11 protein-coding genes are annotated in these 14,779 nt (G+C 74.1%); 10 read left to right on the forward strand and 1 reads right to left on the reverse strand.

Translation table 11 applies throughout. The features are described from left to right. Positions 1 to 7 precede the first annotated feature (7 nt). From AB0F62_RS31280 to AB0F62_RS31310, 7 genes are read left to right on the forward strand one after another with little or no spacing between them, the layout of a single operon-like run. Entirely contained in the window at positions 8 to 550 is a 543-nt protein-coding gene (locus AB0F62_RS31280; protein ID WP_361806818.1) for a (2Fe-2S)-binding protein, read from the forward strand. Then, positions 547 to 2,940, forward strand: coding sequence for a molybdopterin cofactor-binding domain-containing protein (locus tag AB0F62_RS31285; RefSeq protein ID WP_361806821.1), 2,394 nt, complete (start codon positions 547 to 549; stop codon positions 2,938 to 2,940). Before AB0F62_RS31280 ends, AB0F62_RS31285 begins: the two co-directional genes overlap by 4 nt. Beyond that, positions 2,937 to 3,794, forward strand: coding sequence for a xanthine dehydrogenase family protein subunit M (locus AB0F62_RS31290; protein WP_361806824.1), 858 nt, complete (start codon positions 2,937 to 2,939; stop codon positions 3,792 to 3,794). The genes AB0F62_RS31285 and AB0F62_RS31290 overlap by 4 nt, the downstream gene beginning before the upstream one ends. Before the next feature lie 16 nt (positions 3,795 to 3,810). Then, entirely contained in the window at positions 3,811 to 4,935 is a 1,125-nt protein-coding gene (locus tag AB0F62_RS31295; protein WP_361806827.1) for a MoxR family ATPase, read from the forward strand. Beyond that, a complete protein-coding gene (locus tag AB0F62_RS31300) occupies positions 4,932 to 6,077 on the forward strand; it encodes a VWA domain-containing protein (protein ID WP_361806830.1) in 1,146 nt (381 codons plus the stop codon). Before AB0F62_RS31295 ends, AB0F62_RS31300 begins: the two co-directional genes overlap by 4 nt. Beyond that, a complete protein-coding gene (locus AB0F62_RS31305; RefSeq protein WP_361806833.1) occupies positions 6,070 to 7,182 on the forward strand; it encodes an XdhC family protein in 1,113 nt (370 codons plus the stop codon). The genes AB0F62_RS31300 and AB0F62_RS31305 overlap by 8 nt, the downstream gene beginning before the upstream one ends. 10 nt (positions 7,183 to 7,192) lie before the next feature. Next, positions 7,193 to 7,849, forward strand: a complete 657-nt coding sequence (locus AB0F62_RS31310) for an SRPBCC family protein (RefSeq protein WP_361806836.1) — start codon at positions 7,193 to 7,195, stop codon at positions 7,847 to 7,849. 763 nt (positions 7,850 to 8,612) lie between these two features. Here AB0F62_RS31310 and lpdA read toward each other — a convergent pair. Continuing rightward, complete coding sequence (lpdA, locus tag AB0F62_RS31315; RefSeq protein WP_361806839.1) at positions 8,613 to 10,013, reverse strand: dihydrolipoyl dehydrogenase; 1,401 nt, start codon at positions 10,011 to 10,013, stop codon at positions 8,613 to 8,615. 287 nt (positions 10,014 to 10,300) lie between these two features. Here lpdA and AB0F62_RS31320 point away from each other — a divergent pair, with 287 nt between their 5' ends. From AB0F62_RS31320 to AB0F62_RS31330, 3 genes are all read left to right on the forward strand, one after another. Continuing rightward, entirely contained in the window at positions 10,301 to 11,293 is a 993-nt protein-coding gene (locus AB0F62_RS31320; protein ID WP_361806842.1) for a polysaccharide deacetylase family protein, read from the forward strand. A 76-nt stretch (positions 11,294 to 11,369) separates the two neighbouring features. Next, the gene (locus AB0F62_RS31325; protein WP_361806845.1) at positions 11,370 to 12,176 is read left to right on the forward strand and encodes a tyrosine-protein phosphatase; all 807 of its coding nucleotides are present in this window, start codon (positions 11,370 to 11,372) and stop codon (positions 12,174 to 12,176) included. Between the two features lie 91 nt (positions 12,177 to 12,267). After that, positions 12,268 to 14,760 (forward strand): SpoIIE family protein phosphatase, encoded by a 2,493-nt coding sequence (locus tag AB0F62_RS31330; protein WP_361806848.1) that lies wholly within the window; start codon positions 12,268 to 12,270, stop codon positions 14,758 to 14,760. Positions 14,761 to 14,779: the final 19 nt, after the last annotated feature.

Raw genomic sequence — 14,779 nt, forward strand, 5'->3', positions numbered from 1 at the left:
AGGGCATATGACCCGCATCTCGGTGAAGGTGGACGGCACGGCCTACGAGGACGAGGTGGAGCCCCGCCTCCTGCTCGTCCATTACCTGCGGGACCGGCTCGGTCTGACCGGTACCCCCGTCGGGTGCGACACCACGAACTGCGGTGCCTGCACGGTGGACCTCGACGGGAAGAGCGTGAAGAGCTGCTCCGTGCTCGCCGTGCAGGCCGACGGCGGCGAGGTGACGACGATCCAGGGCCTCGCCTCCGCCGACGGCACGTGGCACCCGCTGCAGAAGGCGTTCCACGAGCAGCACGCCCTGCAGTGCGGGTTCTGCACCCCGGGCATGATCATGGCCGCCCGCGACCTGCTGCGGGAGAACCCCGACCCCACGCCGGAGGAGGTTCGCGAGGGCCTGGAGGGCAACCTGTGCCGCTGCACGGGCTATATGAACATCGTGCGCGCCGTGCTCGCGGCCGCCGCCGAGGAACGCAGGCACCACGCCCCCGAACCCGGCGCCCTGGCCGAGCACGCCGAGCCGAGCACGGCCGGAAGCGGGGCACCGGTATGACCGACCAGCTCACCGGACGCGAGCCCGAGGTCGGCCGCGCCCGGGTCCGCAAGGAGGACGCCCGGCTGGTGACCGGCCGGACCAACTGGACCGACAACATCACCGTCCCGGGCCTGCTGCACCTCGCGATCCTGCGCAGCCCCATGGCGCACGCCCGCATCGAGCGGATCGACGTCACGCCCGCCCTGGAGCGGCCCGGGGTCGTCGCCGCCTACACCGGCCGCGACCTGGCCGAGGGGCTCGGCTCACTGCCCTGCGCCTGGCCCGTCACCGAGGACATCGTGCTCCCCGAGCACCCGCCGGTCGCCGTGGACGAGGTCCGCCACACCGGCGACCCGGTCGCCGTCGTCGTCGCCCGCGACCGCTACGCGGCCGCCGACGCTCTGGAGGCGATCGACGTCGACTACGAGCCGCTGCCCCCGGTCCTCGACATGGAGGCGGCGCTCGCCGAGGGCGCCCCGCTGGTCCACGCCGACAAGGGCACCAACCGCTGCTACACCTGGCCGCTGGCCACCGGCGAGGACTACGCGACCGTGCGCGAGCGTGCCGACGTGGTGCTGCGCCGGCGCTTCGTGCAGCAGCGGCTCATCCCCAACGCCATGGAACCGCGGGCCGTCGTGGCGGTCCCGCCGGACACCTCGGACCAGTACACCCTGTACTCCGCCACGCAGATCCCGCACATCGTGCGTGTGATGATGGCCGTCGTCACCGGCATCCCCGAGCACCGGCTCCGGGTCGTCGCGCCGGACGTGGGCGGCGGCTTCGGCTCCAAGCTCCAGGTGTACGGCGAGGAGGCGATCGGCCTGGCCGTCGCCCGCAAGCTCGGCCGCCCCGTGAAGTGGACGGAGTCCCGGTCCGAGGGGTACCTGGCCACCCACCACGGCCGCGACCAGATCCAGGACCTCGAACTCGCCGCGACGCGCGAGGGGAAGCTGCTCGGCCTGAAGGTGGACCTGCTCGCCGACATGGGCGCGTATCTGATGATCGTGACGCCGGGCGTCCCGCTGCTCGGGGCGTTCATGTTCCCCGGCATCTACAAGATGGACGCCTACGACTTCACCTGCACGGGCGTGTTCACCACCAAGACCCCCACCGACGCCTACCGCGGGGCGGGCCGCCCAGAGGCCACCTTCGCGATCGAGCGCATGATGGACGAGCTCGCCGCCGAACTGGACATGGACCCGGTGGAGCTGCGCCGCCGCAACTGGATCGGCCACGACGAGTTCCCGTACACCACCATCGGCGGACTGACCTACGACAGTGGGAACTACGAGTCGGCGACGGACAAGGCGCTCGCCCTCTTCGGCTACGACGACCTCCGCTCCGAGCAGCGCAAGCGCGAGGAGCGCGGCGACCAGGTGCGGCTCGGCATCGGCGTGTCGACGTACACGGAGATGTGCGGGCTCGCGCCCAGCCGGATCCTGCGCGACCTGCGGTACGGGGCCGGCGGCTGGGAAGCGGCGTCCATCCGCATGCTCCCCACCGGCAAGGTCGAGGTGCTGACCGGCACCAGCCCGCACGGGCAGGGCCATGTGACGAGTTGGAGCCAGATCGCGTCCGACGTGCTGGGCGTGCCCTTCGAGGACGTCGAGGTGCTGCACGGCGACACGCGCACGGTGCCGCAGGGCATGGACACCTACGGCTCCCGCTCGCTGGTGGTCGGCGGGGTGGCCGTGCACCGGGCCGCGCGGAAGGTGGTGGACAAGGCCCGCAAGGTCGCCGCGCACCTGCTGGAGGCGAGCGAGGACGACCTGGACTTCGCGAACGGCGTCTTCTCCGTGAAGGGCTCGCCGGAGGCGCGCAAGACCATCCAGGAGGTGGCGTTCGCGACGTTCACCTCGCACGACCTGCCCGACGGACTGGAACCGACGATCAACGCCGAGCATGTGGAGGACCCGGAGGCCTTCTCCTATCCGCACGGCACGCATCTGTGCGCGGTGGAGGTGGACACCGAGACCGGCCGGGTGCGGATCCGCAGCTACGTGTGCGTGGACGACGTCGGAAAGGTCGTCAACCCGATGATCGTGGAGGGCCAGGTGCACGGCGGACTCGCGCAGGGCATCGCCCAGGCGCTGTTCGAGGAGGCGGTGTACGACGAGGAGGGCAACCTGGTCTCCGGCACCATGGCCGACTACCTGGTGCCCAGCGCGGCCGACCTGCCCGACTTCCTCACCGACCGCACCGAGACGCCGGCGACCACCAACCCGCTGGGCGTCAAGGGCGTCGGCGAGGCCGGGACGATCGCCTCGACCCCCGCGGTGGTCAACGCCGTGGTCGACGCCCTGCGGCCGCTGGGCGTCGCGGACGTGCCGATGCCGTGCACGCCGGAACGGATCTGGCGGGCCCTGCGCGAGGCGCGGTCCGCCCGGCCGGAGGAGGGCAGCTCATGATTCCCGCGTCGTTCGACTACGCCAGGCCCCGCAGCGTGGAGGAGGCCGTGGGGCAGCTCGCGCTCGCCGGGGACGAGGCGAAGGTGCTCGCCGGCGGCCAGAGCCTGCTGCCGATCCTGCGGCTGCGGCTCGCCTTCCCCGAACTCGTCGTGGACGTCGGCCGGATCCCCGCTCTGCGCGGGGTCCGGGTCGACGGGGACGCCCTCGTCATCGGCGCCCTGACCTCGCACCACGACGTCGTGCACGACCCGCTGGTGCGGCGGCACGCCGGGCTGCTGGCCGCCGCCACGGCCACGGTGGCGGATCCGGCGGTGCGTCACCGCGGCACGATCGGCGGCGCCCTCGCCCACGCGGACCCTGCCGGGGACGTGCCCGCGGCGGTCCTCGCCTTGGACGCCGAACTGGTCGCCCAGGGCCCGGACGGGCGGCGCGTGATCCCGGCCCGGGAGTTCTTCACCGACTATCTGGAAACCGCGCTGCGGCCCGACGAACTGCTGGTGGAAGTGCGCGTGCCCAAGAGCGATGCCTGGGGCTTCCACTACGAGAAGTTCCAGCTCAGCGCCCAGGCCTGGGCGGTGGTGGGAGTGGCCGCGCTGGTGCGGCGCGACGACGGCCGCATTGTCGAGTCACGCATCGGCCTGTCGAACATGGGGCCCACCCCGGTGCGGGCCACCGCCTGCGAGGCGGCCCTCGCGGGGGCCGACGCCGTAACGGAGGCGGTTGCCGCGGCCGCGGACGGCGCGGCGGAGGGCACCCGTCCCGCCTCCGACCTGTCGGCCTCCGCCGAGTACCGGGAGCACCTGGCGAGGGTGCTCACCCGCAGGGCGGTCCTGGCCGCGGCGGATCTGTCATGAGGAGCGGACGCAGCACATGACCGGGTCGGCGCGCGGGATCCCGCCGGGGTGGTCCGCCCCGGCGGGCCCCGCCTGCGGGCCGCTTCCCGTGACGACGGCACGCGCCGGGGCGGTGGGACCCCACGGCCCCGGCGCCCCGGCGCCCGGCGCCCCGCCCCGCGATGCCGCCCTGCCCGGCATTGCCGCCCCGGCCCGCGATGCCGCCCCGGCCACCGCCGCCGGGCTCCCGGGACAGACCGAGGGGCCGCTCCCGGGGATCGCGGGCCCGGAGCAGCTGCGGACGCGTCTGGAGGAGACCGGATACCTGGTCGACGACGGCCTCGCCGTCGCCTGCTACCTGGCGCTGACGCTGCACCGCCCGATCTTCTGCGAGGGCGACGCGGGCGTCGGCAAGACCGCGCTGGCGCACGCCCTCGCGGAGGCGCTCGGCGCCCCGCTGATCCGGCTCCAGTGCTACGAGGGCATCGACGCGTCGCAGGCGCTGTACGACTGGGACTTCCCACGGCAGTTGCTGCACCTGCGGGCGGCCGAGGCGGCGGGCGTCAGCGACCCGGAGGCCCTGGAGGGCGAGCTGTACAGCCGGCGGTTCCTGCTGGCGCGGCCGCTGCTGCGGGCCCTGGAGACCAGTCCCTCGGTACTGCTCGTCGACGAGATCGACCGCGCGGACGACGAGTTCGAGGCCTTCCTGCTGGAGCTGCTGTCGGAGTACTCGGTCACCGTCCCCGAACTGGGCACCCTGCGGGCGCAGTCGCCGCCCGTGGTGGTGCTGACGTCCAACCGGACCCGCGAGGTGCACGACGCGCTGAAGCGGCGCTGCCTCTACCACTGGTTCGAGCACCCCGCCTTCGAGCGGGAACTGGCGATCGTACGGCGCAGGCAGCCGCAGGTGGCGGCCCGGCTCGCGGCGCAGGTGACGGCGGTGGTGCAACTGCTGCGGGAACAGGACCTGGTGCGGCCGCCCGGGGTGGCGGAGACCATCGACTGGGCGGAGGCGCTGGCCGCGCTGGGGGCCACGGAGCTCGACGCGGACCTCGCGATGACCACCCTCGGCTCGGTGCTGAAGTACCGCGAGGACGCGGAGCGGGCGCGCTCGCTGGATCTGTCGGAGATCCTCGCCGCGCGGGCGGGCGGATCCCGGTGAGCACGGTGGACACGGTCACGGCGGACGGTACGGCGGGGGTGGTGGGCTTCGCCCGCGCCCTGCGGGCCGCCGGGGTGCCGGCCGGTCCCGACCGGGTGGCGGCGTTCCTGGCAGCGCTCGGCCGGCTCGATCCGGCGCTGCGCCGCGATGTGTACTGGGCGGGGCGGCTGACGCTGTGCGGCGGCCCCGACGACCTGGAGCGCTACGACCGGGTCTTCGCCGCCTTCTTCGGCGGTGACCGGCCGCCGCCCCGCCGGGTGCGGCCGGCCGTCCGCCCGCTGCGCCCGCCCGCGGTGCCGCGGGCCGTGCCGGGAGAGCGTGCGGCCGACGGGGAGGAGGGCGCCGGGCCCACCGCGACCGCGCTCGCCAGTGCGACGGAGGTGCTGCGGCACCGCGACATGGCCGCCCTGACCCCGGCCGAGCGCGCCCAACTCCACCGGTTGCTGGCGGTGTTCGCCCTGGATGGCGAGCCGCGCCGCACTTCCCGGCGGCGTCCGGCGCGCCACGGCGACGTGGATCCGCGGCGCACCGTACGGGAGTTGTTGCGCCGTGGCGGAGAACCGGCCGTACTGCTGCGGCGGGCTCCGGCCCGCAAGCCGCGCCGGGTGGTGCTGCTGCTGGACGTCAGCGGGTCGATGGCCCCGTACGCGGAAGCGCTGCTGCGGTTCGCGCACGCCGCCGCGCACGGTTCGCGCGGCCGCACCCCCACCGAGGTGTTCACCCTGGGCACCCGGCTGACCCGGGTCACCCGGGAGATGGCGCGCCGGGACCCCGACGCGGCGATGGCCGCGGTCGGGGCGGCGGTGCCCGACTGGAGCGGCGGAACCCGGCTCGGCGAGACGCTGCGGGCGTTCCTGGACCGCTGGGGGGCGCGGGGGACGGCACGCGGCGCGGTGGTCGTCCTGCTGTCGGACGGCTGGGAGCGCGGCGACCCCGCCCTGCTCGCCGCGCAGATGCGGCGGCTGTCCCGGCTGGCGCACCGCGTGGTGTGGGCCAATCCGCGCAAGGCCAGGCCGGGTTACGCCCCGCTGGCGGCGGGGATGGCGGCCGCGCTGCCGAGCGTGGACGCCTTCGTGGAGGGGCACAGTCTGGGCGCGCTGGAACGTCTGGCCGCCGTGGTGAGAGGAGCCGACGGTGCGTGAGATCCTTCCGGCGCTGAGCCGCTGGTACGCCTCGGGAACCCCCTTCGGACTGGCCACGGTCGTGGCGGTCAGCCGCAGCGCACCGCGCGGGCCGGGCGCGGCGATGGCGGTGGGGCCGGACGACGAAGTCGTCGGCAGTGTCTCCGGGGGCTGCGTGGAGGGCGCGGTCTTCGAACTGGCCAAGGAGGTCGTCGAGTCGGGCGAGTCCCGGCTGCACACCTTCGGCTACAGCGACGCCGACGCCTTCGAGGTCGGCCTGACCTGCGGCGGGGAGATCACCCTGTTGGTCCGGCCGGTGTCGCCCGCCACCGACGCGGGCTTCGGCGAGGTCGCGGCCTCCGTGGCGGAGCACCGTCCGGTGGTCTCCGCGACCGTGCTGGACGGACCGGCGCCGCGCGGCGCCGCGCTCGCGGTCTGGCCGGACCGGGTCGCGGGCACGCTCGGCTCCGAGGGCCTGGACGCGGCGGTCACCGACGACGCGCGCGGTGAACTCGCCCAGGGCGCGACCGGGCAGCGCCACTACGGCGCGCACGGCGAGCGGCGCGAGGACGACGTGACCGTGTTCCTGCAGTCCTTCGCCCCACCGCCGCGGATGCTGGTGTTCGGCGCGATCGACTTCGCGGCGGCGGTGGCGCGGATCGGGCTCTTCCTCGGCTACCGGGTGACCGTCTGCGACGCGCGTCCGGTGTTCGCGACCCCGAAGCGCTTCCCCGAGGGCGTGGAGGTCGTCGTCGACTGGCCGCACCGCTATCTGAGCGGCACGGAGACCGACGACCGCACGGTGGTGTGCGTCCTCACCCACGACCCCAAGTTCGACGTTCCGCTGCTGGAGGTCGCGCTGCGCCGCCCCGCCGCGTACATCGGCGTCATGGGCAGCCGGCGGACCCACGACGACCGGTTGAAGCGGCTGCGCGACACGACGCTGGGTCCGGCCGAACTGACCCGGCTGCGCTCGCCGATCGGGCTGGACCTGGGCGCGCGCACCCCCGAGGAGGTCGCGGTGTCGATCGCCGCCGAGATCATCGCGCTGCGCTGGGGCGGCAGCGGCACCCCGCTGTCGGGCACGGCCGGCGCGATCCACCCTCCGGTCCTCAGGCCGGTGTGAGGAGGAGATCATGGAGCTGCACCACGAGTTCGGCGTCCCCGTCCCGGTGGAGGACGCCTGGCGGGCGCTGCTGGACATCGAGCGCGTCGCACCGTGCATGCCGGGTGCGACCGTGGAGGAGTACGACGGTGAGACCGTGACCGGCGCGGTGAAGGTGAAGGTCGGCCCGGTGACCGTGACGTACCACGGCACGGCGGTCTTCGAGGAGCGGGACGGTACCGCGCACCGCGTCGTACTGGCGGCCCGCGGCAAGGAGCTCCGGGGGCAGGGCACGGCGCGGGCCACGGTGACCGGCACCCTGACGGAGAAGGACGGCGCCACGGTGGTGTCGGTGACGACCGACCTCTCGGTGACCGGACGGCCCGCCCAGTTCGGGCGGGGTGTGATGGCGGAGGTCGGCGACCGCATCATCGGGCAGTTCGCCGAGTGCCTGGCCGGGCGGCTGGCCGCGCCGCAGCGCCCTGCCGGGAGCGAGGAAGCCGCCGAGGACGCCTCCGAGCACGCAGCCGAGGACGCGCCTCCCGTGCCGCCGGGTCATGCGGACGAGCCGATCGACCTGCTCAGGGTCGCCGGCGCCCCGGTCGCGAAACGCGCCGCGGTGGCGGGGCTGCTGGCCGCCGCCGTCGGCGCGGCGGTCGTCGTCATCCTGCAGCGCCGCCGCCGCTGACGGACGGGCAGGGGGCCGCGGGGCCGCGCGATTCGGTCGAGCGTGTGGGGTGGTGTGGGTGGTGCTGCCGGTGCCGCCGGTGTTCGGCTGTCCCGGCGTCTCGCTCCCTTCGGTCGCACAGCGGCTGGCTGCGGAGGGGAGGGTGGGGCGGGCCCTCGTCGGGCGTGTGCGGGCGGGTGAGTGGCCGGGGTTCAGGCGCCGGAGCGGGGTGCCTTTCCGCCGGTTGAGGTCTCGTCGCCGTCCGCGGGTATAGATGACCGCTTCCACGCCTACTGCCGGTGGTGGGCGCGCCCGCCGTAACCGGCGTCTGCGGCTGATTCGAGGTGCTGTCGAGGGGTCTGCGGGAGATCGGGCTCTGTTTCGCCGACATATTCGGCGAAACAGAGCCCGATCTCGTAAATCGACCTGCCGAACCCATGTCCTGTCGGGGAATTACCCGCAGACGCCGGTGACGGCGGGCGCGCCACCCACGGACGGTGGGCGTCGCAACCAGCCATCTATACCCGCGGACGGAAACGAGACAGCCAGCACGGGAGAGGAATCCCGCTCCGGCGCCTGAACCCCGACCACGAACCCACCCGCACACCGCCACGAGGGCCCCGCCCCCCACCCTCCCCTCCGCAGCCCGCCGCCTTGCGACCGAAGGGAGCGAGACGAACCCGCACCCACCCACCGGCGTCTAGCCCCGGGGCTGCAGAACCGTGCGACGGGCTGCGGTCCGGGGATGCATCATGCGGCGTCACCTCTGGCGCCGGGGCGGGGTTCAGAAGTTGATCATGTGCCCTGCCAGGCCGTGGATCGCCTCCTGCACCGCTTCGCTGAGCGTGGGGTGACCGTGGACGTTCCGGGCCAGTTCGGCGGCCGTCAGGTCCCACTTCTGGGCGAGCGTCAGCTCCGGCAGCAGCTCGGTGACCTCGGGGCCGATCAGGTGGCCGCCCAGGAGCTCGCCGTACTTGCCGTCGCTGATGAGCTTCACGAAGCCGCTCGCGTCGCCCAGACCGTGCGCCTTGCCGTTGGCGGTGAAGGGGAACTTGGCCACCCGCACGTCGAAGCCGCGCTCGCGCGCCTGGGCCTCCGTCCATCCGAAGCTGGCGATCTGCGGCTGGCAGAAGGTGACCCGCGGGATCATCACGTAGTCCAGCGACATCGTCTCGGCGCTCGCGATGGTCTCCGCCGCGACCACGCCCATGGCCTCGGCGGCGTGCGCGAGCATCAGCTTCGCGGTGACGTCGCCGATGGCGTAGATGTGCGGGACGCTGGTGCGGCAGTACTCGTCGATGTCGATGGCACCGCGCTCGGTGAGCCGGACCCCGGTCTGCTCCAGGCCGTAGCCGGAGATCCGCGGCTGGAAGCCGATCGCCTGGAGCACCTTGTCGGCCTGGAGGGTCTGCCGCTGGCCGCCGGTGGTCACCATGACCTTGACCGAGTCGCCGGAGTCGTTGATCGCCTCGACCCGGGTCGAGGTGAGCACGTCGATGCCCAGTTTGCGGTACTGGCGGGAGAGTTCGGCCGACACCTCCTCGTCCTCCAGCGGGACGAGCCGGTCGAGGAACTCGACGAGGGTCACCTTCACCCCGTAGTTGTGCAGGACGTAGGCGAACTCGACGCCGATCGCCCCGGCCCCCGCGATGAGCATGCTCCGCGGGAGCGTGTCCGTCATGATCTGCTCCTCGTACGTCACAACCCGCTCGCTGAGCGAGGTGCCGGGGAGGAGCCTGGTGGTGGCGCCGGTGGCGATGATGCAGTGGTCGAAGGTGACGGTCTCGCTGCCGCCCGAACCGTGGGCGACGTGCAGGGTGCGGTCGTCGGTGAAGGTGCCGTGGCCCTCGAACTTCGTGATGTCGTTCTTCTTCATCAGGAAGTGGACGCCCTTGACCCGGCCGTCGGCGACCTTGCGGCTGCGCGCGAACGCCTCGCGGTAGTCGAAGGCGACCTCGCCGTTCACCCGGATGCCGAAGGTCTTGGCCTCCTTGGTGAAGATGTGGGCCAGTTCGGCGTTGCGCAGCAGGGCCTTGGACGGGATGCAGCCGACGTTGAGGCAGACCCCGCCCCAGTAGCGTTCCTCGACGATCGCCGTGCGCAGGCCCAGCTGGGCGGCCCTGATGGCGGCGACATACCCCCCGGGCCCCGCGCCCAGGACGACGACGTCAAAGTGTGTGCTCATGCGGCGACCCCTGTGTGGACCACGGTGCGGAAGCTCGAGCGGGCCGGACTGTCCCGCCGCCCACGATCACGCGCCCGGGGCGGCCGCGCAACACGGAGGCGGCCCTCGCGCGGCCGCGGACCCGGCTTCCCGGCATCGTGTCGCAGCTGCCGCAAGAGGACCAAGGTCCCGTACGCGAAGGACCGGACAACGGCCGAAAGACCGAGGTCAGGCCGCAGTGCGCCGCCTACGGTGGGGGCTGATCCGCATGCCCGGCATGCGGCGGCCGGCCCCAGGAGGTATGCACCGTGGCACCGACGATCCGCCCGACCCGCGCCCTCGGAGCCCTCGCGGCGGTGACCCTCGCCGGAGCCACGCTGGCCGCCTGTGGCACGCAGCACGTGATGCAGAGCACCGGTGCCGCGGCCTCGGGGCCGTCCGCCCGGGCCACCGTGTCCCCCGGACCCGTGCCCGCGCCCGCCGCGACGCCCTCGAGGACGGCCGCCGCGCCGTCGGCCGCCCCGTCGTCCGGCACCCCGGGCGCGACCGCAGCCTCCCCGCCCGCGGCGCACCACGGCGGTGGCGTGACGCATCCCGCACACACGCCGGCCCCCTCCCACACCGCGCGGCCGCCCCACGGCACGGCGGCCCACGGTTCGCCGGCCCGCGTCCCGGTCCGCGGGGCGGCCGTGACGGCCCGCTCGATCCAACATGGCGTCGAGGCTCCGGGCCGGGCCGTGGCCCTGACCTTCGACGACGGCCCGGACCCGGTGTGGACCCCGAAGATCCTCGAGGTCCTCGCCCGCCACCACGCCAAGGCCACGTTCTGCGAGATAGGCCCGAACGCCCGGGCCCATCCCGGCCTGGTGCGCGAGATCGCCGCGGCCGGCCACCGTCTGTGCGACCACTCCGTCCACCACGACGAGGCGCAGAGCCACAAGTCCGAGGAGTACAACCGCCACGAGATACTCGACGCCCGGAACGAGATCTCCCGCGCCGCGGGCACCGGCGACACGCCGCTGTGGTACTACCGTGCGCCCGGCGGCGACTTCTCCCCCGCGATCCGCGCCATCGCCGCCGACCACGGCCTGCGCCCGCTCGGCTGGACCGTCGACTCCGAGGACTGGCGGCGCCCCGGCGCCGACGCCATCGTCTCGACCGTGAACTCCGAGCTCAGGCCCGGCGCCATCGTGCTCATGCACGACGGGGGCGGCGACCGGGCCCAGACCGTACAGGCGTTGGAGACGCTGCTCGACCGGCTCGACGCGGCCGGCTACACCTACACCTTCCCCGCGCGCTGAGGCCACGCCCCGGCGGCGCCGCGGCCCCGCGGCGGGCCGGATCGCGCCGCTCGCGCGCCCGTCGCACCATGAGCACATGGCAACCGGCACCGCCATCGCCGCCGGGACCGTGGTGAACCTGCGGGACCTGGGCGGCATCCCGCTGGCCCGCGCCGGTCCGGGGCGCGCCGTCCGGGCAGGGGCGGTGCTGCGATCCGGCCGGCTCGACCGGTACGACCCCGCGACCGATCCCGGCGTGGCGGACCTGGGCATCCGGACCGTGGTCGACCTGCGCACCGCCGAGGAGCGTGCCGCGGCTCCCGACGTGCTGCCCGCGGGCGCCCGGCTCTTCGTCGCCGACGTCTTCGGCGACACCCCGCGGATGGCACCGGCCCGGCTGAAGGAGCTGCTCGCCGACCCCGCGGGGGCCCACCGGGAGCTGGACTCGGGGCGGGCCGAGGACGTGATGGCCGAGGCGTACCGCCGCATGGTGCGCTCCCCGCACGCGTGTTCGGCGTACTGCGCGCTGCTGGAGACCGCGGCCGACCCCGTGGCCCGGCCGGTGCTCTTCCACTGCACGGCGGGCAAGGACCGTACGGGCTGGGCGAGCGCCCTGCTGCTGATGCTGCTGGGGGCCGGCCCGGCCGAGGTCCGCGAGGAGTTCCTGTCGGTGAACGCGGCGGTGCAGGCCGCCTACAGCCCCCACCTGCGGCGCTTCGTGGAGTCCGGGGGCGATCCGGAGGTCGCCGCCGCGATCCTCGAGGTACGGCCGCGCTACCTCGAGGCGGCGCTCGCAGCGGTCGCGGAAGGCTGGGGCGACGTCGACGGGTACGTCCGGCACGGGCTGCGGCTGCCCGATTCCGCGGTGGCCCGGCTGCGCGAGGGCCTGGTCGAGGAGGTCTGAGCGGAGCGCGTGACACGCCTTCTTCTCACACCGCGTGACGATTCCCTGCACACGGGCTGCGCCGGGGCCCCGGAGGCGGTGTAATGACCACGTGGTCAGCGACGGCGCGAAAGGACGCAGAGTTCGGGCGCTGTCCGCCGAGCTCGCGCTCAAAACGCTCCGATCCGACCTCGGCCACTCCGCGCGCCTGCGGTCGGTCATCGAACAGGCGCTGGTCTTCACCGGTGCGACCCACGTCGCCGTGTACGCGCCCGCGGAGACCGGTGGGCGGTTGTGCCTGGTCGCCTCGGCCGGGGTGCCGCGCGCCCTGCACGGGCTGCGCCAGAGCTATCCGACGGACGGCGACTCCCCCATGGCCGTCGCCGTCCGCCAGGACCGGCCGGTCCGCGCGGGGCTCGCGGAGGTCGCCCAGCCTGCCGGGAACGGCGGCTCGGCGCCGCTGGAGGGCTCGCTCGTCGCCCTGCCGCTGCGGGCGGACCACGTGTGCGTCGGCTGCCTGGTGGCGGTCACGGACGACCCCGACGGCTTTGAGCCCGAGGAGCGGCAGACCCTGGAGCTGTTCGCCGCGGCGATCGGCCACCCCGGTCCCGCTCCCGGCGACGAGTGCGGCGAGACCGATCCGGTGGCCGGGGCGGAGTCCCGGGGCAGCGGGTTCACCCTCGACATGGACACCGGCTGGATCAGCGTGGGCGACGACGTGCTCGAGCTGTTCGGCATGGAGCCGGCGCGGTTCGACGGCCGGGTGGAGACCCTGCTCGCGCTCACCGTTCCCGAGGACCTGCCCGCGCTGATGTCGGTGGTCGAGGCGGGGCACATGGCGACCGGCGACCGGGAGCTGGAGTTCCGCATCCGAAGACCGTCCGGTGAGCTCCGCTGGCTGCGGCTGCGCGGCCGGGTGCTGTTCGCCCCGGACGGCCGCCCGGTACGGCTGCTGGGCACGGTCGGGGACGCCTCGCGGATGCGGGCCGGGGTCAACGACGTGGGACGGGTGCAGCAGCTGGCCGCCGACCTGGCCAACGCCTCGACCGTACGGGAGGTCAGCACGGTCGTGGTGGGGGCGCTGCGCGGACCGCTGAACGCCGATCGGATCGCGCTCGCCGAACTGGAGAACGACCGGCTCGTGGTCACCGTCCTCGACCCTGCGGCGCCCTCCGCGTGGCCCGAGGTGTGGCGCACCGAATGGCGTTCGGAATGGCCGGACGCGCCGATCCGCGCCATGCCCACCCTGGCGGCCGCGCTGCGCGAGGGCCGGATCGGTTTCTGGCCGGCCGGGGCGCCGCTGGAGTCCACGCTGGCCGGTGTGGGTCCCGGAGGGCTCGCGGTGCTGCCGCTGCCCGCGGCCGGACGGGTCGTCGGATGCTGTCTGATCGGCTGGGACCGGCCGCACGAGTTCGGCGCGGACGAGCGGGCGGTGCTGACCGCCGCGGCCGGCCTGATAGGCCAGGCGCTGGTCCGCGTACGGGCCTTCGACGCCGAGCACGAGCTGGTCGGCACCCTCCAGCGCACCCTGCTGCCGCGCCGGCTCCCGGTGCTCCCGGGCGGGGTCGCGGTCGCCCGGTATCTGCCGACGACCGGCGGCCTCGAGGTCGGCGGCGACTGGTACGACGTCATACCCCTGCACGACCACCACGTGGCGCTGGTCATCGGCGACGTCCAGGGGCACAACGCCGGGGCCGCCACGCTCATGGGCCAGATGCGCACCGCGATCCGCGCCTACGCCGTCGAGGGCCACTCCCCCGATGTCGTCGTCTCCCACGCCAACCGCCTGCTCATGGGCATGGAGACGGATCTCTTCGCGACCTGCTGCTACGTCAGCATCGACATGGAGGAGGGCAGTGCCTGGTGCGTCCGCGCCGGGCATCTGCCCCCGGTGCTGCGGCTGCCCGACGGCACCACGCGGACGGTGGAGGGGGACGGCGGACCGCCGCTGGGGGTGATCGACGACGCGGACTTCCCGTTGATCCCGCTGCGGCTGCAGAACGGGACGGTCCTGGCGTTGACCACGGACGGCCTGGTGGAGTCCGCCGAACTCCCCCTGGACGAGGGCATCGGGCGGTTGTCGCGCGACCTAGCCGACGCCGACCCCTCCCACCTGGGGCGGATGGCCGACGCCCTGCTCGGCGCGGCGACCCGCAACGACGACGTGGCGCTGCTGCTCATGCGCTACGACGGCATGGCGATCAAGCCCGTGCGCGAGAGCTGGACGGTGTGGCGGCTGCCGGACGCCGCCTCGCACGCCCGCCGCTTCACCTCCCGGACGTTGCGGTCGTGGGGGCTGAGCGCGGACGCCGACACCGTGCTGCTGGTCGTCTCGGAGCTGGTCACCAACGCCCTGGTGCACACCGACGGCCAGGTGCGGATGGACCTCACGCTCACCGGGGACCGGTTGCGGATCGCCGTCGGCGACGCCTCGCCGCGGACGCCGGTCAAGCCGGCCATCGTCAACTGGCACGACACGGGCGGCCGCGGCATCCTCCTCGTCGAGGCGATGTCGGCGGCCTGGGGGACGATGCCGCTGAGCGGCGGCAAGCAGGTGTGGTGCGAGGTCCCGGTCCACCCGCCGCACGTCCCGCCGTCCTCGTGACGGCGGTGTGACGGCGGTG

Origin of the sequence: Streptomyces sp. NPDC026673, from assembly GCF_040638135.1 — a bacterium.
GTDB lineage: Bacteria > Actinomycetota > Actinomycetes > Streptomycetales > Streptomycetaceae > Actinacidiphila.

What these genes read in the sequence shown, in the direction of transcription:
- AB0F62_RS31325 (WP_361806845.1), top strand. Translation starts at nt 11,370, where the DNA reads ATGGCAACCGGCACCGCCATCGCCGCCGGGACCGTGGTGAACCTGCGG.
- lpdA (WP_361806839.1), bottom strand. Translation starts at nt 10,013, where the DNA reads ATGAGCACACACTTTGACGTCGTCGTCCTGGGCGCGGGGCCCGGGGGG.
- AB0F62_RS31295 (WP_361806827.1), top strand. Translation starts at nt 3,811, where the DNA reads ATGACCGGGTCGGCGCGCGGGATCCCGCCGGGGTGGTCCGCCCCGGCG.
- AB0F62_RS31310 (WP_361806836.1), top strand. Translation starts at nt 7,193, where the DNA reads ATGGAGCTGCACCACGAGTTCGGCGTCCCCGTCCCGGTGGAGGACGCC.
- AB0F62_RS31290 (WP_361806824.1), top strand. Translation starts at nt 2,937, where the DNA reads ATGATTCCCGCGTCGTTCGACTACGCCAGGCCCCGCAGCGTGGAGGAG.
- AB0F62_RS31285 (WP_361806821.1), top strand. Translation starts at nt 547, where the DNA reads ATGACCGACCAGCTCACCGGACGCGAGCCCGAGGTCGGCCGCGCCCGG.
- AB0F62_RS31280 (WP_361806818.1), top strand. Translation starts at nt 8, where the DNA reads ATGACCCGCATCTCGGTGAAGGTGGACGGCACGGCCTACGAGGACGAG.